Origin of the sequence: Nostoc sp. (assembly GCF_036917675.1) — a bacterium.
In the GTDB taxonomy this organism is placed as follows: domain Bacteria; phylum Cyanobacteriota; class Cyanobacteriia; order Cyanobacteriales; family Nostocaceae; genus Nostoc.
Genome location: NZ_JBALCT010000065.1, coordinates 22,347 through 43,581 on the forward strand (window position 1 = coordinate 22,347; position 21,235 = coordinate 43,581).

17 protein-coding genes are annotated in these 21,235 nt (G+C 43.5%); 7 read left to right on the top strand and 10 right to left on the bottom strand.

The annotated features are described in order from the left end of the window. Positions 1-470 precede the first annotated feature (470 nt). Positions 471-1,238 (top strand): circadian clock KaiB family protein, encoded by a 768-nt coding sequence (locus V7K31_RS25370; RefSeq protein WP_335097836.1) that lies wholly within the window; start codon positions 471-473, stop codon positions 1,236-1,238. Positions 1,239-1,714: 476 nt separating this feature from the next. Here V7K31_RS25370 and V7K31_RS25375 read toward each other — a convergent pair whose 3' ends face one another. From V7K31_RS25375 to V7K31_RS25395, 5 genes are all read right to left on the bottom strand, one after another. Further along, positions 1,715-2,347 (bottom strand): DUF1003 domain-containing protein, encoded by a 633-nt coding sequence (locus V7K31_RS25375; protein WP_335097838.1) that lies wholly within the window; start codon positions 2,345-2,347, stop codon positions 1,715-1,717. Between the two features lie 380 nt (positions 2,348-2,727). Then, positions 2,728-3,642 (bottom strand): M23 family metallopeptidase, encoded by a 915-nt coding sequence (locus tag V7K31_RS25380; RefSeq protein WP_335097841.1) that lies wholly within the window; start codon positions 3,640-3,642, stop codon positions 2,728-2,730. 467 nt (positions 3,643-4,109) lie between these two features. Then, positions 4,110-4,547: a DUF6918 family protein gene (locus V7K31_RS25385; protein ID WP_335097843.1), complete on the bottom strand. Its 438-nt coding sequence runs from the start codon at positions 4,545-4,547 to the stop codon at positions 4,110-4,112. Between the two features lie 175 nt (positions 4,548-4,722). After that, positions 4,723-5,910, bottom strand: coding sequence for a glycosyltransferase family 4 protein (locus V7K31_RS25390; protein ID WP_335097846.1), 1,188 nt, complete (start codon positions 5,908-5,910; stop codon positions 4,723-4,725). 449 nt (positions 5,911-6,359) lie between these two features. Continuing rightward, on the bottom strand, positions 6,360-6,938 hold the full coding sequence (locus V7K31_RS25395; protein ID WP_335097849.1) for a Uma2 family endonuclease: 579 nt from the start codon (positions 6,936-6,938) through the stop codon (positions 6,360-6,362). 180 nt (positions 6,939-7,118) lie between these two features. Between V7K31_RS25395 and V7K31_RS25400 the strand changes: the two genes are divergently transcribed. From V7K31_RS25400 to glgA, 3 genes are all read left to right on the top strand, one after another. Next, a complete protein-coding gene (locus V7K31_RS25400; RefSeq protein ID WP_335097852.1) occupies positions 7,119-8,585 on the top strand; it encodes an APC family permease in 1,467 nt (488 codons plus the stop codon). Between the two features lie 660 nt (positions 8,586-9,245). Continuing rightward, complete coding sequence (gene hemC, locus V7K31_RS25405) at positions 9,246-10,217, top strand: hydroxymethylbilane synthase (protein ID WP_335097854.1); 972 nt, start codon at positions 9,246-9,248, stop codon at positions 10,215-10,217. A gap of 139 nt (positions 10,218-10,356) precedes the next feature. Then, entirely contained in the window at positions 10,357-11,796 is a 1,440-nt protein-coding gene (gene glgA / locus V7K31_RS25410; protein WP_335097856.1) for a glycogen synthase GlgA, read from the top strand. A gap of 374 nt (positions 11,797-12,170) precedes the next feature. Here the strand turns inward: glgA and V7K31_RS25415 are convergent, their stop codons facing one another. Then, positions 12,171-13,106: a YsnF/AvaK domain-containing protein gene (locus V7K31_RS25415; protein ID WP_335097858.1), complete on the bottom strand. Its 936-nt coding sequence runs from the start codon at positions 13,104-13,106 to the stop codon at positions 12,171-12,173. A gap of 12 nt (positions 13,107-13,118) precedes the next feature. Here V7K31_RS25415 and V7K31_RS25420 point away from each other — a divergent pair, with 12 nt between their 5' ends. Further along, positions 13,119-13,322 carry a hypothetical protein gene (locus tag V7K31_RS25420; RefSeq protein WP_335097861.1) on the top strand — a complete coding sequence of 68 codons (204 nt, stop codon included), beginning with the start codon at positions 13,119-13,121 and terminating at the stop codon, positions 13,320-13,322. 491 nt (positions 13,323-13,813) lie between these two features. Here the strand turns inward: V7K31_RS25420 and V7K31_RS25425 are convergent, their stop codons facing one another. The 4 genes from V7K31_RS25425 to sat all read right to left on the bottom strand — a co-directional run bounded on the left by V7K31_RS25425 (position 13,814) and on the right by sat (position 18,577). Further along, positions 13,814-14,749: a DUF2382 domain-containing protein gene (locus tag V7K31_RS25425; protein WP_335097864.1), complete on the bottom strand. Its 936-nt coding sequence runs from the start codon at positions 14,747-14,749 to the stop codon at positions 13,814-13,816. Between the two features lie 249 nt (positions 14,750-14,998). Then, a complete protein-coding gene (locus tag V7K31_RS25430) occupies positions 14,999-17,128 on the bottom strand; it encodes a caspase family protein (protein ID WP_335097867.1) in 2,130 nt (709 codons plus the stop codon). A gap of 16 nt (positions 17,129-17,144) precedes the next feature. Continuing rightward, positions 17,145-17,381, bottom strand: coding sequence for a hypothetical protein (locus tag V7K31_RS25435; RefSeq protein WP_335097869.1), 237 nt, complete (start codon positions 17,379-17,381; stop codon positions 17,145-17,147). Between the two features lie 17 nt (positions 17,382-17,398). Beyond that, entirely contained in the window at positions 17,399-18,577 is a 1,179-nt protein-coding gene (gene sat / locus V7K31_RS25440; RefSeq protein ID WP_335097872.1) for a sulfate adenylyltransferase, read from the bottom strand. 454 nt (positions 18,578-19,031) lie between these two features. Between sat and V7K31_RS25445 the strand changes: the two genes are divergently transcribed. Both V7K31_RS25445 and V7K31_RS25450 read left to right on the top strand, forming a co-directional pair. Next, positions 19,032-19,478, top strand: a complete 447-nt coding sequence (locus V7K31_RS25445; RefSeq protein ID WP_335097874.1) for a hypothetical protein — start codon at positions 19,032-19,034, stop codon at positions 19,476-19,478. Positions 19,479-19,580: 102 nt separating this feature from the next. After that, positions 19,581-21,235 (top strand): tetratricopeptide repeat protein (locus tag V7K31_RS25450; protein ID WP_335097876.1); only part of this gene is annotated, 1,655 nt, incomplete at its 3' end.

The window sequence follows — 21,235 nt, forward strand, 5'->3', positions numbered from 1 at the left end:
GTGTTGTACACAGTAGCCGCATCAGCAGGGGTGGCGCTCGTACCGACACTCGATAGCGTCCCTTGCGCGTCTGGTAGACAAACGTTAGCGACGTAGGAACGGGTTAGAGTTCATTGGTGTCAACTTAAGCTAAAAGTCTTTTCAAATCTCGTTTCCAGCCTTCTTGCTGGAAATGCACCTCCTGGCGGCTCTGCCGCCAGCAAGGGAGGCGGAGCCTCACATTAGGCATTCCCAGTCGGAGACTGGGAACGAGATAATCTATAAAAGCTTCTTTTAGACTGGCTTTTAAGCTAAGTTGACATCAATCGTTAGAGTTCCTCTTGGCAATCAAGAGCATTTTCTTCCAGTCTCGATAAGGAGATTTACGGGATTTTTAATCGGTTCCGAATTTTCTAGCTGATCCTGGTTGCGGTTATAGCTAAGGTAAAAGGTAAAAGAGAGAATTTTTTACTTTTAGCTTCCTAGCCTCTGTGAATAACTTGACGACAAACAAACTATCTACACCCCAGTTGTTTAAAGGCATTGCGCTATTTACACCTGGAGGAGATTTAATTTATTGCATCGACCCTAGCAAGCAAGGTCGATGGCACTTGCATTTATGCTCGGCTTTGCAAGAAATCCTAGATTTACCAGAGCCGCCGCACTTTTTAGTGCCTTGTTATACTGCGACTATTGACCACTGGTTAGATCCGCGCACTCAACAAGTGCGAACTTTTGCTGAAGCTTATCCGGCTGTAATTAGATATCAAACTTTGCTTAATACCATTTTTGGCACAGGGGAGTTAGTATGGCAAGCAGCTCCCTGGCAGGAGGGATTGTGCGATCGCATGGTCTTAACAACTTATCATTCATCATTCCCGCAGCTTTGGGAAGATCACGATTTAATTGTCCGTCTAGACCTTTCTGAACCTGTGCCAAAATACCACCAACCAGTAATAGTACAAAAAAAGGAAGTGATTACACAAGGTTATGTTCTGCGCTTGTTTGTTGCCGGACATAGCAGTACTAATGAACGCATTCTGCAAAATTTACATGAATTATTAGAGCGATCGCTCGGACACCCTTATACTCTAAAGGTGATTGATGTTTTAACTCATCCAGAACAAGCAGAACTCAATCAGGTTACTGCAACTCCTACCCTTGTCAAGGTTTGGCCGCACCCAATTCGGCGAATCGTTGGAGAGTTGGATCATGTAGAAAAGATTTTACAGATGTTAGCTGCTAAGGAAAAATTTTAAGTAATCAAACTAGTTTTTTTGCCAAGTGCGCGAATGGGTAGGTGTTGGTGAAGGGGTGACTACAAAAATGGCTAAATTGCATATGCAAGGACTTGAGGGCTTTAGCATCTTTAAACCATCCGCGCACATTATGTAGACTGACTTTCAGCTATTTACAGCTTGCACAATTGCCATTCCTGATGTTATGATTCTTCTGTTCGCGCTATTGAACCTTGAAAACTAAATAACACACGGCTTTCAGACGCGTGCGATCGCAATCAACTAAAATCCCTATTAGGGATTGAAACTTGGCTGAAGCCGTGCAATTAGAAATAGTTCCGATTATCGCAATCAACTAAAATCCCTATTAGGGATTGAAACGATAAAGCTGAATAGCCCATTTGTATCTCACAGAATCGCAATCAACTAAAATCCCTATTAGGGATTGAAACGACATCCAATTCCACCGTACTTCTTCTTTGACTACGCTTGCTTTATTATTCTTCAATTGATGTTTTTTGGTTCGAGAAACTTGCTAACTCGGCTGCTAAAGTCTCTTCTAATACATCTATAATTGCGTGCGGGTCAGTAGGGGACTTCATCATTTCAGCCTCCGGGTCAGACCGATTTTTGACATTAGGAATATCCTGGCGTAATTCCTCAACCAAACTGATGAGTTTAGCGATTTTCTGCTCAGAGAGCAGGTTGAGTTGAAGACTAAGCTGCGCTCGTTGCTCTGCTAACTTTTCTTGTCGCTCTTGTTTAATCAATACTCCTGTTGTCACCAACAATGAACCCGCAGTTAGTGAAAATTGTAACCAAGGAAATGGAAAAGGATCAAATCTTAGTATAGCTAAACGTCGTGGTAAAACATTGGGTGTTACCCAGAGGATAATCCCAAGCAGAATGCTATACAGAAATACAGGACGACCGAAAAAGACGGTTATCGTTTCTACAAGGCGCTGGTGTTGTGGGACATTTTTTTCGGAACGTCTGTGTAATGCGATGATAGTCTCAATATTTTTACTAATCGATTCTGGTAATGGGACAGTGGGGAGAATGTTTTGACGATGTGTTTGACACGATTCTTGCGGTAAATCGCTTGGATTTGATTTATTGTTGATTTGCATTAGTAGTCTGACTTGATGAATGGGGTAGAACTTCCGATTTCAAATCCTTAATAGCGAAGCTTCCCTGATGGGAAACACTATTATGACTGCTGGGGATGGTGCTAATTATTTAGGGTAACTTAAGTAAATTATCTTTGCAAACTGTAAAATTAACCACTAAATTATCCCATTGCCGTATACGTCCAGTTTTTTGAATATATTCCCGATTTAGGAATTAGCGATCGCGTGGATTGCAATCAACTAAAATTCCTATTAAAGATTAAAACAAGGGATAAAATGCATAAATATAACAGATTGCAAATTAGTGAAATACAGTGTTTTGGTCTATAAGCCAGATAAAAAGCCTTTTTGACTCCTGAATTCTCCTGTAATTGGGGACTTTATGGCGATTTCGTTAAACTATAAAAACTGTCAGAACGAATCTTACTGTCATTTCGCCAAACTTCCACTTTTTCAGAGCTGACTAAATAATAAAAACTACCATTATCTGCTCGATATCTGCCTTTACCAATATTCAAAGCTGCTATTTTTATCGGCTTACTTGGGTTTTGCTTTAACTGCCCAATATAAAATAACTGACCATTTTCTTCACAGACTTTTACACGAATAGTTGCAGTCTCACCCTCAATCATGGTAACTCCATTGCATTTTATATCAGTGCTAACAGGTGCAAAATCTATTGCAATTGGTTGTGAAGGTGAAACTTGCTTTACTACTGGCGGTGGCGAGACTGGGCGGTTCGAGTTATCCACTTGCTGAACTTTAGAACCAGAAATAACACTTGCAGTTAAGGATGTCAACACACGAAGAGGGTCAACTGCGATTAGACCATTTGCATGAACTTCAAAGTGTAGATGAGGTGCTGTACTATTGCCTGTAGATCCCATCTCGGCAATAATTTGACCTTGAATGACCTGTTGACCTTTGCTCACCAACAAACGGCGATTGTGACCATAAACAGTAAGGCTGCCGTCGAGATGTTTAATAGTTATGGCATTACCTAATCCCCAATCATCCCAACCTGCTTTTACAACTATACCGGATGCAGCAGCAAGAATCGGAGTTCCAGCTGCCCCTGCAATATCAATTCCTTCATGTTGATATTTGCGGAAGCCTTGAGAAATAAACCCTTGAGTCGGCCAGATTAACTTAGAAGCAGGGATAGGAGTTTGCCCAATTGGGGAATCGCCTGCTAACTGTGTTAGGGCAGATGTAGTTGTACTTAATATGCTGGTTAAGGATATTAACCCAATTAGTGCATAAGTACGGTATCGATAAACGCTAACTTTTTTCATAAGTTGTAAGCCGATTAAAACAATAATTCAGATAGTTTCTGATTATTTGTTGTTTCAACCTTACTCGGTATATATCAGGAAATTACAGTAGGTTTCATGTATTTGAACCACATCTGTCTTAGGGGCACAGCAATGCTTGTTGGTGTCAACTTAAGCTTAAACCGCTTTAAAACCTCGTTTCCAGCCTCTGGCTGGAAATGTTGATCATTGCGGCTCTGCCGCAAGTCTTGAGGCAGAGCCTCACATTATCTCGTTCCCAGTCGGAGACTGGGAACGAGATAATGTATTTGAACCACGTCTGTCGTAGGGGCACAGCAATGCTATGCCCTTACTGCGTGGTCTATTTACCTGAAAATAGCTGTAAATTAATAAGTGTTTAACCGGACACGATATAATATCTGCCCCGTATGCCAGCCACCGATGCATCGAACGGCGGCATACGTTTATTATAATTTTTCCCTTCTGGCTCAGACCTTAGTGTAATTATCGATTACTTTTGCTAACTCTGGCACTGCTTCTTCTACGTGCTTTTTGGCTGAACCGCGAAGTTTTTCATAGGTTCCTCGGACGATTTGGCGCTTTGCATTCTTGACTCTGGCATCGGTGACACCCAGTAGCGCATCTGCCGTATGAGTGCGATTCGCATTCAGGTGTTCAATTGGATCGCCTTTCTCTACGCCTTGATTCCAGATGGGATCAAGTGCTGTGAAGCACTGCGGCAGGATTTGCTCAACAACGTAGGGGATATACCCTGGCTTGACCCCTTTTAGGGCGGCGAAGGCAGTTTTCAAAGCGATGCCGCTCATACCTGACTTGGATGCAAGCTGTCCTTCTATCATGTTGCAACAGTCATTTATGATCATAGCCTTTTTGGTCGGGTTCAAAAGTCCGTCGCTAAGTCCCATTTCACTTTTCCTTATCTAAGTACTTAATTCTATTCGACTGATTTTTTTAGTAAGCAGGACATTACAGAAAATGGTATCAGACTTAGAGGATGTTATGAACATAAGGCGATCGCCCAAGCAATCTCAAAGAGACTACCTCGCCCGTGCGCTGCAAGCTCTGAGATTACTTCAGGACTTACCACGCAATTTGCGATCGCTCCTGGACAACTCGCTGATAAACTTCTTCGGTTTGCTTGGCTAATTTCGGCCAGCTAAAGCGCCGCTCTAAATCCTCATAAGCATTATCCACCAGCCATTGCCCATAACCTGGATTTTTCAAAACTTCCAAAATTCCCCAAGCTAAAGAATCGGGATTGTTCACCCAAGTAACAACGCCTGTTTTGGTATGTTGCACCACTTCAGGAAAACCACCAGTATCAGAAACTACTACAGGAACACGAGAAGCAAAGCTTTCTAAAGCCACAATCCCAAAGGGTTCGTAAAGACTAGGAAAAACGGCACAGTCAGCGACAGTTTGGAATTTATCTAAGTATTCATCGGAGACAAAACCTGTAAAATAGCAATGATGCCAAATTCCCAAATTCCAGGCTTGGCGCTTGAGATGGTCAGTATTGCCGCCACCAACGATTACAAATTTAACATTACCTCCCATTTGAGACAGGATCTTGGGTGCGGCATTGAGCAATATAGGTATACCCTTTTCGTAGGTCATCCGACCGAGGTAGTAAACGATTTTCTCATTGTCTGTGGCAAATTGGCGGCGAAAATCCTGAGCATGAAAATCTACGTGATGCCGTTTCTTTTCGGCTCGGATACCGTTATAAATGACATCGATTTTGTCCCAAGGACTGTGTAGCGATCGTTCTACTTCTTGGCGCATATAGTCGCTACAAACGATAATCCGCCAAGAGTTGTAAGCTAGTAAGATTTCTTTGCCATTTATATAGCCTTGGATGTCTGTGTGAATACCGTTATAGCGTCCGTATTCTGTGGCGTGAATTGTGGCAATTAGTGGTATTTTAAAATTATGCTTGAGAGCGATCGCGGCATCTCCGACTAACCAATCATGGGCATGAATTAAATCAAAACCCCCTTCCTCTAAAATCAACTTACCACCGTGATCTCCCATGCTCAGGTTGAGATTCACTACCCAGTGGAAAAAGTCATTACTATGGCCGACTGGCACCCGATGTACTTTTATTCCTTCAACTATCTCATACATCGATGCCTGACCAAACTCCGCCGTAATCAGGTGAATTTCATGCCCTAGCTTTACCAGTTCCGGGTACAACTCCGCTACATGCCGTGCAATTCCCCCAACAATCCTTGGCGGAAACTCCCAACTCAGTACCAATATCTTCATCTACTAGACTCCCCGACACTTTGCAAATATCTAAAAAACTACATTTATCTAAAAATACAAGGATGCTGAACGCAGTGAGTATGTTTACTAAAATTTTTAGATTTTTTAACAGTGATTTTGTTAAAGCTTACCAAAGGTTATCAACTGTTGGGCAAGTTGCAGACTAATAAGTAGGTAGGCGTAATTAAATTAGGACTTACGCAAAATATCTCTCAAACTCTGATTTCTCTGTGTCCTCTGCGCCTCTGTGGTTCGTTATTCCGTAACTTGTGCGTAAGTCCTATAAATATAAGATCAAACCTCACCCTCAATTCCTCTGGGATGCTTTGGAGAGGAAAGTCGGAGGCAGGCTGAGGTTTTATATTTAATTTGACCCAGTTACTTATAAGCTTCTTTTGCAGTGGCATTAATCGGTGAGATATAAACTTTACGACTTTCCAAACAACCTTTTAAGGGCTTGCTGACTCTGCTTTCATCTTTAACCAGCCAAATACCTGTTCAACTGTCAACTCTAAATCAACACCATCTAGAACAGTCAAACTATCTTCTCTATGACAAAATTCTGGTTGTTGATGTGGTTTAAATACAAGAACTGAGCGGTCATCAGGATCAATCAAGCATCCCAACTGACAACCATATTTTAGGCAGTGCAAAATATTGCTTGTAACTCGATTGGAACTCTGATCTGGAGAGAAAATTTCAATTGTCCAGTTCGGAGCAATTAGCACATCATCTACAGGTTCTCCGTTATCGTCAAATTCAATTTGTTGCCAACGAATAACCGCCACATCTGGAACAATTGACCGATTACCAAAAGTACAACGGAACTCTGGAAAAGCATAAGCGATTTGCCTCTCTTCTGTGACTTCATTAATCCCATTAATCAACTTAGCCTGAAGTCGGGAGTGGCGGGTTTTCGGCATTGGTTTCTGGATAATCTCACCATCAATATAAATACTTGCAGGCTTTGTTTCTGGTAACTTCAGAAACTCCTCTAAGCTTAGGAATGCAGATTTTGCAACACTCATGACTTCTGCCACTCCGAAAGTACTATATCCAGTTTATCAAGGTTTGGCACTGGCTGGATACAACAAGGCGATGCGTATTTGAGATTGGTGTCGTCTACTCACAGGGTTCGGACAATAAGTTGCGCTCATTTTTTCATTGATGGATGATAAGCAGTATCAGCAAATAAACCACCCTCGGATATGACACCTGCTACAAATTCTTCAAACGAACCCCCAAAGCTGCAACGCAATACGCTGCAATTGCGCCATGCGGTCGTCATGGCAGTTGCTGCGATGTCTCCGGTGGGTGCCATCTTTTTTAATACCATTCCACAAGCGGGACTCGTCGGTGCAGCGATGCCGTTGTGCTACATCATTGGTTTTGGGGTGGCTCTGCTAGTTGCTGATCAAATTAGCATACTTGCAGCCGAGTTCCCCGCGAGTGGCTCGTTGTATACCTTTGTGACTCAAGGATTAGGAGTGCGCTGGGGCTTTCTCGCTGGCTGGTTGAGTTTAATTTCCTTTGGTGTGGCTATTGCCTTTGTCTTTCTAGTAATGAGTGCGAATTTTGAAGATTTGTTGCTGCACTGGTTTGGCGTACACCTAAACTGGACATTATGGTATTGCTTGTTCACTTTGATCGTCGGGGTAGTGTGTTATCGCGGCATTCGCTTCTCGCTGCAATTGGATCTGACGCTATTGATGTTTGAACTCGGCGTTTGTCTGTTGCTCGCGCTCATCGTGTTGATGCAAGCTGGCAAAACCGGACAAATGACGCTCGTACCCTTCACGTTGACGGGACTACCACAGCACAGCAACCTGGTTGGCGGTGTCATTTTGTCTATCCTCAGTTTCGTCGGATTTGAATCGGCAACCACGTTGGGTGAAGAAGTTCAAAACCCCCGACAGTCAATTCCGAAAGCGACGCTGATCACCCTAGTTTTAGTCGGCGTATTCTATGTACTGATGTCATATGTAGCAACGCTGGGATATGGCATTCATAACATGGCAGCCCTTGCCCAAGATGCTGCCCCCTTCGATACGATCGCACGTCACGTTTGGGGCAATGGGTTCGCCTTATTGATTGATTTTGCCGGAATTATGGCAGGATATGCCAGTGCCGTTGCCTTTCTCAACGCTGCTGCTCGGATTGTCTATGCCATCAGTCGAGAAGAACTGTTTCCCGGTTGGTTGGCGCATATTCATCCCACCTATTGCACACCGACAAATGCCATTTTCGGGTTGAGTGGCAGTTCTGCGTTTGTGGGGCTGGGGTTGGGAATGCTGTGGACACCGATTCAGGCATTTGCCTTTCTGGGAATAGTCTTAACGCTGGCTGCCCTAGCGATCTATGGATTGACTAGTTTGGCGTGTTTTCAATATTTCTCGACAAAACACCGCGCTCGGTTGGAGCGAAACTCTACGAATCGCTTTGGTTGGTTACGTTATACTCTGCTACCTTGGCTCTCGATAATCGCGATTAGTAGTGTTCTAGTTGGCAATCTTTATCCCCCTCCACCAGCACCGCTTCACTTAGCACCAGTTGTCGTCTTGATTTGGCTATTGCTGGGCATCGGAGTCTTAAGGTTCCTGCAAATTTACAAACCCGAAGCTATTCGTCGGGCAGGTAGACTATTTGTCGTTGATGAAACTGAAACCCTCAGTTAGAACAATGTAGTACAGCCCCTTAATAGAAAATAGGGACTTAGCCGCATGATCGACTTTTTGTCAATGCGTAAGTCCTATCAGTGTTGAGTGTTTGTAGCTGTTTGTAAAGTTCTGACTATTGAATAGCGATCGCAACCCTGACTTTTGACGGGAAGTCCTCAAGCCTCGAAAAAACGTGGCTTTTTCCATAGCTTAATTATCAATAGCTCCCTTGTTAATGAAAATAGCTAACCGAAAAATCAGGGATTGGGAAACCCCTAAAATGAGCTTTTCCATATGCCGTGAAAAGTTAGATCAAATACTAAGTAGTTATTTTTGCCGCTATGCACTAGCACAAGAGGTGGGCTTGAATACACATAGTCGAATTCCTGTAAATGCGTAAGTTCTGGCTGAATTAAAACACCCCGCTCAACAACGGACTCAAGAGTTAGCTAAAGCCAATGTCTCTCTTTGAGGCTGCACTCACAAGGAGCAATGAAAATTCCTTTTGCCTACTCCCTACTCTCTACTGCCTTCTATGATTTAAGATTCCTAAAACCAGCTTTTGGTAAAGAATTGTAATCTAAAATCCCAAATCTAAAACCCAAAATTCGTATGTGTCCCTGACTACGGTAGTCTAGATGAAAGTGAATTCTCGCTTGCGATACGATATATTGTTTTATGACTTCAGTTGTTTCTAGTCCTCCGCGCACTATTCGGATTGGTTCACGCAAAAGCCAACTTGCTCTGGTTCAGACCTATTGGGTACAAGAGCAACTCCAGAAAAGCTTTCCTGATATCACTTTTGAAGTCCACACCATGTCTACCCAAGGCGACAAAATCCTGGATGTAGCATTAGCTAAGATTGGCGATAAAGGACTTTTTACTAAAGAACTTGAAGTCGGAATGCTCAATCAGGAGATTGACTTTGCGGTTCATTCGCTCAAGGATCTGCCAACTAACTTACCAGAAGGGTTAACATTGGCAGCAATTACTGAACGGGAAAACCCAGCAGATGCATTAGTTGTGCATGAAAAGCATAAAGATAAACAAATCGATACTTTACCAGAGGGTGCGGTAATCGGTACATCTTCTCTACGGCGGTTAGCACAGTTACGCCACCACTTCCCCCACTTTACATTTAAAGATGTGCGGGGAAACTTGATTACACGGTTGGCAAAACTGGATGCAGGCGAATACGATGCTTTGATTTTAGCAGCAGCAGGGTTAGAGAGATTGGAAATGAGCGATCGCATTCATCAAATTATCCCCAACGAAATCTCCCTCCACGCCGTTGGACAAGGAGCCTTGGGTATAGAATGCCGTGCTGATGATAGTGAATTGCTATCTCTACTCAAAGCAATCGAACATCCCCAAACACGCGATCGCTGTCTCGCCGAACGATCTTTTCTACGCTCTCTAGAGGGCGGCTGTCAAGTACCTATTGGTGTAAATACAGAAATATCTGGTGATGATTTGACTTTAACAGGGATAGTCGCTAGCGTAGATGGTCAAAAGTTCGTAAAAGATACCGTCACTGGAATTGCCAACAATGCCGAAGCACTAGGCATAGAACTAGCAGAACTCTTGCGGCAACAGGGAGCGCAAGAAATTTTGTCAGAAATTTTTGCGGTGATTCAGCGCGGTTCCTAAGCAATTGGGCAAGCCGATGTGATTAGATAAGAATTGATCGCCGTTGCATCAAAGATGTGCCAGACGCGACAAATCGCGTTGGTCGGAATCGATCATAGAGTTAATTTGACAACATAGACTCAGGGAAGCAAAAATTACCATGCGGATTCTATTTGTTGCAGCAGAGGCAGCACCCATTGCCAAAGTAGGAGGAATGGGTGATGTTGTCGGGGCATTACCCAAATTCTTGAGAGAAATGGGGCATGATGTGCGGATATTCTTGCCTTACTATGGCTTCCTGCCAGACAAAATGGAAATTCCCAAAGAACCCATCTGGCGGGGATCTGCGATGTTCCAGGAATTTGCTGTTTATGAAAGCATTCTGCCTGGTACTGATGTTCCCTTGTACTTATTTGGACATCCCTCTTTCTTACCCCGCCACATTTATTCTGGAGATGGTGAAGACTGGCGGTTCACCTTGTTTGCCAATGGTGCAGCCGAGTTTGCCTGGAATTACTGGAAACCGGAAATTATGCACTGTCACGATTGGCATACGGGGATGATTCCCGTGTGGATGCACCAAGATCCTGATATCACCACATTGTTTACCATTCATAATCTGGCTTATCAAGGGCCGTGGCGTTGGTATTTGGAGAGAATTACTTGGTGTCCCTGGTATATGCAAGGACACAACGTCATGGCGGCGGCGGTGCAATTTGCTAATAAAGTAAATACAGTTTCGCCTACTTATGCCGAGCAAATCAAGACACCGACTTACGGTGAAACATTAGAAGGTTTACTGTCCTTTATTAGCGGTAAATTATCTGGGATTATCAACGGTATTGATACTGAAGTTTATAATCCCGAAAATGACAAATACATTGCCCAAACCTTCACTGCTGATACTTTAGATAAACGCAAGGCAAACAAAATTGCTTTGCAAGAAGAACTAGGGTTAGAAGTCAACTCCAAAGCCTTTTTAATTGGGATTGTGACCCGATTAGTGGAACAAAAAGGCATTGATTTGATATTGCAAATCCTCGATCGCTTCCTATCTTATACAGATGCACAGTTTGTGTTGTTAGGGACAGGCGATCGCTACTATGAAACTCAGATGTGGCAATTAGCATCCCGCTTTCCCGGACGCATGGCAACTTACCTACTGTATAACGATGCCCTGTCTCGCCGGATCTACGCTGGTACTGATGCCTTCTTAATGCCTAGTCGTTTTGAACCTTGCGGTATTAGCCAAATGATGGCTTTGCGCTACGGTTCTGTACCCATTGTCCGCCGCACAGGTGGATTAGTTGACACCGTAACCCATTATGATCCCGAAAATACCGCAGGTACTGGTTATTGCTTTGACCGCTATGAACCGCTAGACCTTTTCACCTGTATGATCCGAGCTTGGGAAGGTTTCCGTTTCAAACCGCAATGGCAAGAACTACAAAAACGCGGCATGAGTCAAGATTTTAGTTGGTATCAATCTGCCAAGCAGTACGTGAAATTGTACAGGTCAATTTACGGTTTGCCAGAAGAAGAAGAGACACCACAACCAGAGTTAGTGTTAAACGAAGCAGTTACCACTAGCAAGTCCTGAACCGCTAATAGGGGCGTACAGATGTATGCCTCTAATGTTTGTGACTCGTGAATTCCACGAACCTCTAAGAGCCTTGAACTAAAGTTCAAGTCTGTCCCTCTCCGACTCGGAGAGGGATAGCTTTTGCGTATTAAAACCAGGGCTACCGTGTACACACAAGTCATCCAATTACCCAAAACAAAAACCTCACCCCGTCCTGACTTTAATCCCTCTCCTTACCAAGGAGAGGGACAGGTATGCAAACAGACCTAACCCCCTTCCCGAAGCGGGAAGGGGGAAAAATTCAAAGCCTCTCTCCTTTTAAGCTATCCATTACCCGGATAACTTGACACCAATGGCAACATGAGCACCCTACTAATTTATCTTCTAGAAACTTATTTTTCCGGCTTTAATGATTGACCTTTAGAACAACGGTCAAACCACTCCTGGTATTTTTTCTGGTGTGACTCATCTTCAACGGCAATGGTAACACGCACCTGCTTGCATCCGTGATTTCGCTCTAGTGCGATCGCATTCAACAATAAACTAGCAGTTTTAGGGGAGCTAAATTCGCCGCTTACTGTTAAACTGCCGTCAATACGTGTAACTTCAAGTCTTTCTACTTCGGTCAAGTCAACGCCAGAAATTTCCTCTTCTCCTAAATCAATTTCTGCTAGTTGTTTGTGTTCTGGGCTAATTTGTTCCACAATCAGCTTTTCACGCCGGACAGGAACTTGTATCATCCGGGTTTCGATGACTTTGCGAACAATCACCTCGCCAATTTTACGCTTACTGCTTTCAACAACTAGCCGTTCTTCTAGTAAACGAATAATCTTTTCTTCCCTAACCTGTTCTAAATTTACTGGCTCAACTGGGCTATTTGTAGTTTGATTGTTGACTAGTTGCTCAGTTAAGTTTTCTGATAGTGTGGGTAGATGCAAAGCAGCTTGCCGATTGGCATCGCCTGGTGTTTCTGTTTCTAAATATTCAGGCATATACTCGATTTCTGATTTGTTTAAGTCTATGAAAACAGATTTAGTCGGCTTGTCAATTTGTTTGATTTTCTGGCTCTGCAACCGAAATAAAGAAGGATGTTTATCGGCTAACTGCTGACTAGATTCTACGGTTTTTTGATTCGCCTGGTTAGATATAACTAAGTTTAACCGACGATTGGCATCCACAATTAAATCATGAACTACTCCTACTAGTTGACCTTGCTTATCGATTACAGCAAAATCCTTCACCTTCTTTCTTAAATCTGCTAGTGAGGTACTAGTGCGAGTGTTCGTATTTGCCTGTCCAATGTTTTTTGTCATCGGTTGGCTATTCATAATGCAAAATTTGTGAACTTCTTTCTAGTTAACTATAGTGAAGTACCCCTTTTTGCTTCGCTGAAAAATTGGCTCTCCAATTTCAACTACAACAACGACGGTTTTATTCGTCTTTTAGGTTTCCCGCTTCATCCACCGATGCCTTCTCAAACCCGTGTTTGGATTGGTCTTACACAGCGTCCACAGGCAGCCGCCCGTCTACCACAGGCAGTTTGATTTTTTATTCGTACAACACCGCTTGGATTTACGGCAATAGCAGACCAGCTAACAGTGTTCCTTTGATATTGGTTAGAGGTGCAATCGTCGTCACCCGCTCCCTATCCGCATCCTACGAGTACGTTCAGGGTGGGGACTTCCGCGAAACCGAAACGTTAAATGTATTGATCGTCTGAATACAATTTAGAAAATGTTTGCGACAGATATATTTATACAACCCATATCCAGAGCAATATTCGCAATCCCAAATCTAAACTGGTATCAGCTATTGCAAGTACAGGTAAAGCTAATTCAACAGCCTTACCTGCACCGTGTAGAATTAATTATTAGTCATTAGTTCCTAGCTAATGACTATGGGGAGCATCTTAATGAGTGTAAAAAGCCTTGTAAAACCTCACCCCAACCTTCTCCTTACTAAGGAGAAGGAGCAAGAATCTTGTTTCTCATCTGGTATTTTTGCAAAACTGAGATGCTCCCATGACTATGTTTAGTTAGCGTTCTTCAATCGGAAGATTACCAGAATTCACATCTAACTCTTCACGACGCACAGTTTCTTGAGTTTCAACTGTCTCTTGATCTACCACTTTTCTAACTCTGACTTCTTCACGCAAAAATGCTTCTTTGCGAACATCAGCAGTTTCTTCGTGAAGTTCTATGCGAGCAACTTCGCCTTCACGGAAGTCTGCTTCGCGCCCAGAAACGGCAGTACCTGCATCTGCTGGAGTTACACGTTCAATTACAACTCGCTCTCTTTCCACCGGCACTGCAATCCGTGCAGTATCAGTCTCAACACGCTTGCCAATCGTTACTTCTCCAGTTTTTTGGCGTTTCTTACCGGCAATCAGGCGTTCTTCATACAATTTCAGGGTTTGATTATCTTCCTGATTTAACCCATATAAAGAAGGATCATTTTCGTAAGTGTAGCTATCACGATTGTAAGTAGGTGTAACCGGCTGCTGATAGGTTTTATCCAGTGGTGCTGTCGCTGGCAATGGTAATGATGCATCTAGAGGAAGGGCGTAGTCTCCTGGTTGTGTTAATGATGCATCTAGAGGAAGGGCGTAGTCTCCCGGTTGCCGATATACCCCACGCACCCGTTCTTCATAGTCGTAATCAAGGGTTTGGCGTTCATTAAACTCAGGTAAATCTTCTGCTTGCTCTCTAGTCAAGCCAATTGTGTAAACACGATCAGTGTTATAGTCGATACGGCTACGACCAATTGGTAGTAATACTTTTTTACCAAAAATCCAGAAGCCTAAGTCAACGATTAAATAGCGAAAATGACCTTCCTCATCAACTAAAACATCGCTGACAGTGCCAATCTTTTCATCATTTCCTTGTGTATAGACACCTAGACCCTTAATGTCATGGCCATCAAAACTATCCTGATAGTTAGGCTCGAAATCTTCTAGTTTGTGAAGAACCATTATTTATATCTAACCTCAAAAATTTTCTCTTCATCATCTTAATAACTAAAGTAGACATTTCTTTACTTTTTTACCTCTTTCTACCGAATGAATTATTTCCAGACTTAAATAATCAAAAGTTATAGATATTTTTTATTGATAGCATATACAATAATATAGCTAACTAGAGACGCGAAGATAAAAAATATTGCGCCCTGTCTGCTCTTACTAGCAACTGAATTTAATTTAGATATTTCGTGGTTTATCTGTTTACATTACTTGAAAACTAAAACTAAAACTTGCCCAATTATTCACATCCAAGATATATGAGTCGGCTGCTGTGCCGTTCATCTCCGTTTTGAGGGCGCTGGCGTTATGCAAGTCTTGTAGCAAGGCTTGTGTAATGTCTAAGGAATTCAACAATGGGCCAATCGGGCTTTGTTCGGCTGTGGAATACTTCGCAGTGTTCAAGGCGGCGAGAGTTTCGCTAAAGGGGGCAGTACTAAGAATTAGTTGTTGTTCGTCAAATAAAGCTGGTTCTGAAATCACCCATGCCGAAGCAGCATTAGTTTGGGGTAAAGTGAGGGTTTCACCTGGGGGGATGACGACTTCTTTGAGGAGGGGCTTGGTGTCCGCAGTGTTGGGTTCTTGGGGGATTTCCCAAGAGTAGAAGGCGATCGCTGTATGATTATTGTTTAATCCCAGTAAGATTAAATATACTGGGCGATCGCTCTGATTTTCCACTCGATATTGCATTCGACTACCGATAGGCACAATCGGAGTGCTGAGTTTTGAGTTTGGAGTGGGGAGTGGTTTTTTAATCGAAGTTTCAGTTTTAAAAGTTCGCACTGTTTCACGCTGCATCACAACGCTCGACGATGTGTCACTAATGATTTCTAAGGTTGCCTTGAGAGCCAAGCGAGAAGAACCTTGATTTTCTGTGAGTCGCCATAACTTGGCTGCTAGCAAGGTTGATAATTTTGGTGCTAACCTCTGCACGGCTAATTTCACTGCTTCTCCTTCTTCCCCGGTGATATTGGGAATTAGCTCGCCACCAAGAGAAAATAGTCCATAGCGACTAGGCGTTTGCTGTAGCTTGGCAAATAGATAATCAGCTGGTTTTTCTCCTACTACTACGGTGGACACACGGGAAAATGCGGAAAAGGCACTTGTGGCATCTACCCGCTCAATTCTTTCTAGTCCAGTATCCAAAGCAATTGTGAAATTAATATTCCGGGGTAAAACCCGGACTGCTTCTTGGACGAGTTGCCCGATTTGCAGAGGAGTTGTACGATCAATTTTGGAAATTTGCGCTTTTGCTGTTAACCCAGTCCGCGATCGCAATACAAATTGCTCTGTTGTTGCTAGGGTAAATCGAGAATTCACTCCGTAGTATAGTAGCACTTGTGGAGGTAATCCTCCCAACCATAGATGGACTGTTTTGCCGTCTTCTTCAATAGCTGTCACCGCGCCTTCTGCACCAATGGTAGTGTCTGGTTGTAGAGACGTTAAATATTGATTTTTCTGACTACTTAATAACGCTGGCTGCTGTTTGCTACCCAATTTGGATAGAGAATTTTCCACATGGGAGAGGGCGACTTGAATTGTGGTGGCTGGGGTGAATTCCCACAAATACTGCGTCAAGGCGTAGGTAAATAACCCAGCACTAAAACCAGAAAAAAGTCCTTCCCTCGCCGACTGCTTTGGATTTGAGGTAGCTGCTAAAACAATCGGAGTGCTGGGTAACTTCTGAGTTTTAAGTTGTTTGAGCAAGTCGAGTTCATCTGCTGCTAACTTTGCCTCTACTGACTCCTGAAGGGCGCGAGTTTTTAATCCTAAGACTGTGCTAGGAGCATCATAGCTAGTATCTAACACTGCTGTTACTCGGTCTGTAGGGAGCGATCGCAATAATATCAGTAGAGTTTCTTCTAATATATAGTTGACTATTTTCTCATCTTGTGAGTTTTGACTCACATTCGCTGGCACCAGAGCATTTTGCATTCTATCTGGCGATGTTTCCAATTTAACACGGCTGCCATAGCCGCTAAAGTGAAAGACGACCACATCATCGGGTTTAGCTTGCTTACCCAGGTGATCTAAAAAAGCCGCCTCAATGAATTCTCTGTTAGCTTGTTCCTCAGTTAAGGTTAAAATATCTGATCCTTGGAAGCCAAAGCGATGAATCAAAAGTTCTTTTTGTAGTTCCACATCCGTCAGACAACCACTGAGGGCTGGGATTTGTGGGTATTGGTTAATACCTATTAACAATGCCAACTTGCGCGGACTGGGTTGTGCCAAAGCCTGATAATAGCGATTTCCCAAAGTCAACCACTCAGCTTCAGTTACCCCCAATAGGGCGAGTATTGAGCCAATTCTGTGTAAAAACCTGCGCCGTTCCATAATTAGCTATCAGCCCTCAGCTATCAGTTAGCAGCTTACAGGGCTGAACTCTGTATTGTAAAGTTACAGTTTCTGCTGTTTGCTTGTTGATCAAAGTTGGGGGAGTGGGGAGATGAGGGAGATGAAGGAGTGGGGAGTGGGGAGTGGGGGATAGGGAATGGTGAGATGAGGGAGATGAGGCAGAAAGAATAACTAATGCCAAATGCCCAATGCCCCATGCCCGATGCCCCATGCCCAATGCCCAATGCCCCATGCCCCATGCCCAATGCCCTAAACAGGTACTTCTATCCTCATTGCCCGTGCTAACTCTGCCGCCACCTCTGGACGGGTAAATTCTGGTGGAGGTAATTCACCGCGCCGTAGCATTTCTCTAACTTTTGTCCCCGATAGGTGAATGCGTTCCTCTGGTTTGCTAGGACTGGTTTTAGATGTTGCCATCTGCTTAGTGCGCGTACAGTAAAAAGCGTGTTCAAATTTCATCGGCACAATGCCCAATTCACTTGGCTCAAATTCGTCAAAGATGTATTGAGCATCATAAGTGCCGTAATAGTCACCAACGCCAGCATGATCCCGTCCGACGATAAAGTGAGTACAGCCGTAGTTTTTGCGGACTAAAGCATGGAATATGGCCTCACGAGGGCCAGCATAACGCATTGCGGCGGGATTTATTGCCAAAGTTACCCGATCTAAGGGGTAGTAGTGTTCCAGCAAAATTTCATAACAGCGCATCCGCACGTCGGCGGCAATATCATCTTCTTTTGTCGCCCCGACTAATGGGTGCAAAAATAGACCATCAACGATTTCTAAAGCGCACTTTTGAATATATTCATGGGCGCGGTGGATGGGGTTGCGAGTTTGAAAGCCGACGATAGTTTTCCAACCCTTGTCTGTAAATAGTTGCCGTGAGGCGGCTGGATCTATTTGGTAAGTGGGGAACTGGGGATGAGGTTCGCGCTGCAACAGCCAAATATCACCCGCCAGATGTACAGTACCTTGGTTATAGAGTACCTGTACGCCGGGATGATTGACATCATCAGTGCGGTAGACATTAATTGCTTCGCGGGTTTTGTCGTAGTGATATTTTTGCGTAAGTTGCAAAACCCCAATAAATTCACCTCTGGAGTTATCCAGACGGATTAAGCCGCCTTCTTGCAACGGGGAAGCTACTTCTTCGCTGACCGATAGTGTAATCGGGATTGACCACACAAGACCGTTAGCTAGTCGCATTTCTGTAACAGTGCGATCGTAGTCTTCCTGGTTCATAAAACCCGTGAGTGGACTAAAAGCACCGATCGCAATCATTTCTAGATCAGAAACGGCGCGATCGTCAAGTTGCACTCGCGGCAAAAAGTCAGCTTTTGAAAGAAACTCTGCTCTTTGTTCTGGTGTGGCGATCCGGTTAACCAACTGTCCGCCGTGGGGGGCTATGGCATCTGGATTGTGACTCAAGGTAATCCCCTCTTTGTATTAACTGTTATTGTTTCAGATTATGTACTAACTTATCAAATGCTGGTACGTAGAGAAAAAGAGTTTAGGTATTGGTCTGTAGTTATTCCCCTTGTCTTTATCGTTTGTGTTAGAAGATTTGTGGAATTTAGATACTTACAGCAGAATTCAAGTATCTGAACCACATCTGTCGTAGAGGCACAGCAATGCTGTGCCCTTACCGCGTGGTCTATTCACCTGAAAATAGCTGTAAGACCGTAATCAAACGTAGAATAAAATATAAAATATAACGCGATGTGCAACTTATCCTTAAAACCCCACTTCCAAACCTCTCCCCCACAGGGAGAGAGGCTTTGATTCTTGCTCCCCTTCCCTACAAGGGAAGGGGTTGGGGGTTAGGTCTGAGAGAAAGTTGCACACGGCGTAATATAGCTATTGCTTGAGGAAGTTATTAGATATGGTTGGTCTTATTACTTTAGCAGCCGCGCAAGCGATCGCAAATGTTGCTTTTAGGAAGTTCTTTGAGTCGAGTGTGGGTAAGTTAGGCGAAAAATTTACTGAGACGGGACTGAAAAAGATTGACGAATTGTATCAGACGATTCGGAAAAAACTCAGTGGTAATCCTGGCGCTAATCATACTTTAGCTGATGTTGAACAAGGTAATCAGGAAGCGTTACAGCGAGTAGCAGTTTATCTCCTGGATGTAATGCAAGCTGACGCTAACTTTGCCACAGATGTCCAAAAAATTGCTGATGAAATCAATATTCATCGTGTGGAAGATAACAGCCAACTTACACAAATTAACAAAGACCATAGCACTGGTTATCAGACAAAGACGGGCGATAACAACACTAATCAATTTGGCAATACAATACATTATCATGGCAATCCGCCACAATCTTGACTGGAGTCGTCCGTAGGGCAACGGATAAATTCAAGTCCCATTATTAACTCACTGCGTCCAGAAACTAGCTATTGGCAAGGACGGAATGATGAACTTGAGCAAATGCAGCAATGGTTAGATTCAGATCATGTGCGTCTAATTGGTGTGACGGCTACGGGAGGTTATGGAAAGTCGGCATTAGTTGCTAAATTATCTGAAATAGTAGCAGCGAGTTTTCCCCAACCGATTTGGGCAACTTTTAGTGATGCGTATCCTTTTGCGGTGTGGGGACGCTGGCTGTTGGATAAGTTGAAGAAACCAGCACCGGAAAAACCAGAAGATTTATTAATTGCGGTTTGTGATTGTTTGCAAACAGAACGATATTTGCTGGTGTTGGATAACCTGGAAACTTTGCTGCACAATGATGGACAATGGCGAGATCAGGCTTATTCTCAATTTTTAGGGCGTTGGTTCGGTTCTAGCAGTGAAAGTAAGATTTTGGTGACTAGCCGCGAACAACCAACGCTACCAAGCAATACCCTAAACCAAAGTAAATGGTTACAACTGGATGGACTTTCGACAGATGCAGGGGTGGCGTTGTTACAAGCTTTGGAAATTCAAGGTTCAGATGCAAATTTAGCAGAATTTGTCAAGAGTGCTGATGGACATCCTTTGTTATTGAAGCTGGTGGCGGGGTTGCTGAAAGCTGAAGAGGGAGAAGAGGCGAATATTAATGTATTGAAACAGGATATTTTCAAGATATTAGGTTTGCACCGAGATGACCCAGAGGCGAGTATTGCTAAAATCTTAGATGCGAGTCTTCAGCGTTTAGAACCCAGGTTACAAACTCTGTTGCAGGATTTAAGTGTATATCGCTTACCCTTTGACTCTTCAGCAGCACTGGCGATGTGTTTACAGGATGAAAACCTCTCTCCAAACCTCTCTCCTAAGAGGAGAGAGGCTTTGAATTCTTCCCCAACGCTAGTAGAAAAGGGGGACGAGGAGTTAGTCGCCTCTTCTTTTCCAGATGAGGTGAAGAGTCAGGTAGAAGTAGAACTGCGACAACTAGCAAAACGTTCTCTGTTACAAGAGAAGAAACAGCAAGGGGTGTGGAAGTTTCATTTTCAACCGTTAATTCAAAGTCATTTACAAAACTCCTCTTCACCAAAAGCGCATCAATGCGCCATCGCCTATTACGAACAACGCCGGAAAGCAGAACTGTTATCCACAGATAAACTCGATGATGTGGCGGAATATCTAGAAATTTTTCATCATCACTGTGAACTTGGGGAATATGTTCAGGCTTTTTCTAGCGTTTATTATCGTGAAAACAATCATGATGACTGCGACGAATTTTTAAGAAAAAATTACTACTATCCAGCCCGTCTGACATTATATAAGCGTTTAGATCAAGAGTGGAAACAGCCAGAAAATCCAGATGAATTAAAACCCTACAGTGATTTATTCAAGGTGTACGGCGATGTTTTGCAGTTCCTTGACCGACGTGAGGAAGCATTACAACACTACGATACCGCTTTGTCATTTTACCGCGACATCGGCGATCACTTGGGGGAAGCTAATACATTAATTGCGATCGGCGATGTTTTGCAGTTCCTCAAACGCAGTGATGAAGCATTACAACGCTACGAAACCGCTTTGTCATTTTACCGCGACATCGGCGATCGCTTGGGGGAAGCAAATACATTAATTGCGATCGGCGATGTTTTGCAGTTCCTCAAACGCAGTGATGAAGCATTACAACGCTACGAAACCGCTTT

What these genes read in the sequence shown, in the direction of transcription:
- V7K31_RS25375 (WP_335097838.1), bottom strand. Translation starts at nt 2,347, where the DNA reads ATGCAAATCAACAATAAATCAAATCCAAGCGATTTACCGCAAGAATCG.
- V7K31_RS25380 (WP_335097841.1), bottom strand. Translation starts at nt 3,642, where the DNA reads ATGAAAAAAGTTAGCGTTTATCGATACCGTACTTATGCACTAATTGGG.
- V7K31_RS25385 (WP_335097843.1), bottom strand. Translation starts at nt 4,547, where the DNA reads ATGGGACTTAGCGACGGACTTTTGAACCCGACCAAAAAGGCTATGATC.
- V7K31_RS25390 (WP_335097846.1), bottom strand. Translation starts at nt 5,910, where the DNA reads ATGAAGATATTGGTACTGAGTTGGGAGTTTCCGCCAAGGATTGTTGGG.
- V7K31_RS25395 (WP_335097849.1), bottom strand. Translation starts at nt 6,938, where the DNA reads ATGAGTGTTGCAAAATCTGCATTCCTAAGCTTAGAGGAGTTTCTGAAG.
- V7K31_RS25400 (WP_335097852.1), top strand. Translation starts at nt 7,119, where the DNA reads ATGACACCTGCTACAAATTCTTCAAACGAACCCCCAAAGCTGCAACGC.
- hemC (WP_335097854.1), top strand. Translation starts at nt 9,246, where the DNA reads ATGACTTCAGTTGTTTCTAGTCCTCCGCGCACTATTCGGATTGGTTCA.
- glgA (WP_335097856.1), top strand. Translation starts at nt 10,357, where the DNA reads ATGCGGATTCTATTTGTTGCAGCAGAGGCAGCACCCATTGCCAAAGTA.
- V7K31_RS25415 (WP_335097858.1), bottom strand. Translation starts at nt 13,106, where the DNA reads ATGAATAGCCAACCGATGACAAAAAACATTGGACAGGCAAATACGAAC.
- V7K31_RS25425 (WP_335097864.1), bottom strand. Translation starts at nt 14,749, where the DNA reads ATGGTTCTTCACAAACTAGAAGATTTCGAGCCTAACTATCAGGATAGT.
- V7K31_RS25430 (WP_335097867.1), bottom strand. Translation starts at nt 17,128, where the DNA reads ATGGAACGGCGCAGGTTTTTACACAGAATTGGCTCAATACTCGCCCTA.
- V7K31_RS25435 (WP_335097869.1), bottom strand. Translation starts at nt 17,381, where the DNA reads ATGGGGCATTGGGCATTGGGCATGGGGCATCGGGCATGGGGCATTGGG.
- V7K31_RS25445 (WP_335097874.1), top strand. Translation starts at nt 19,032, where the DNA reads ATGGTTGGTCTTATTACTTTAGCAGCCGCGCAAGCGATCGCAAATGTT.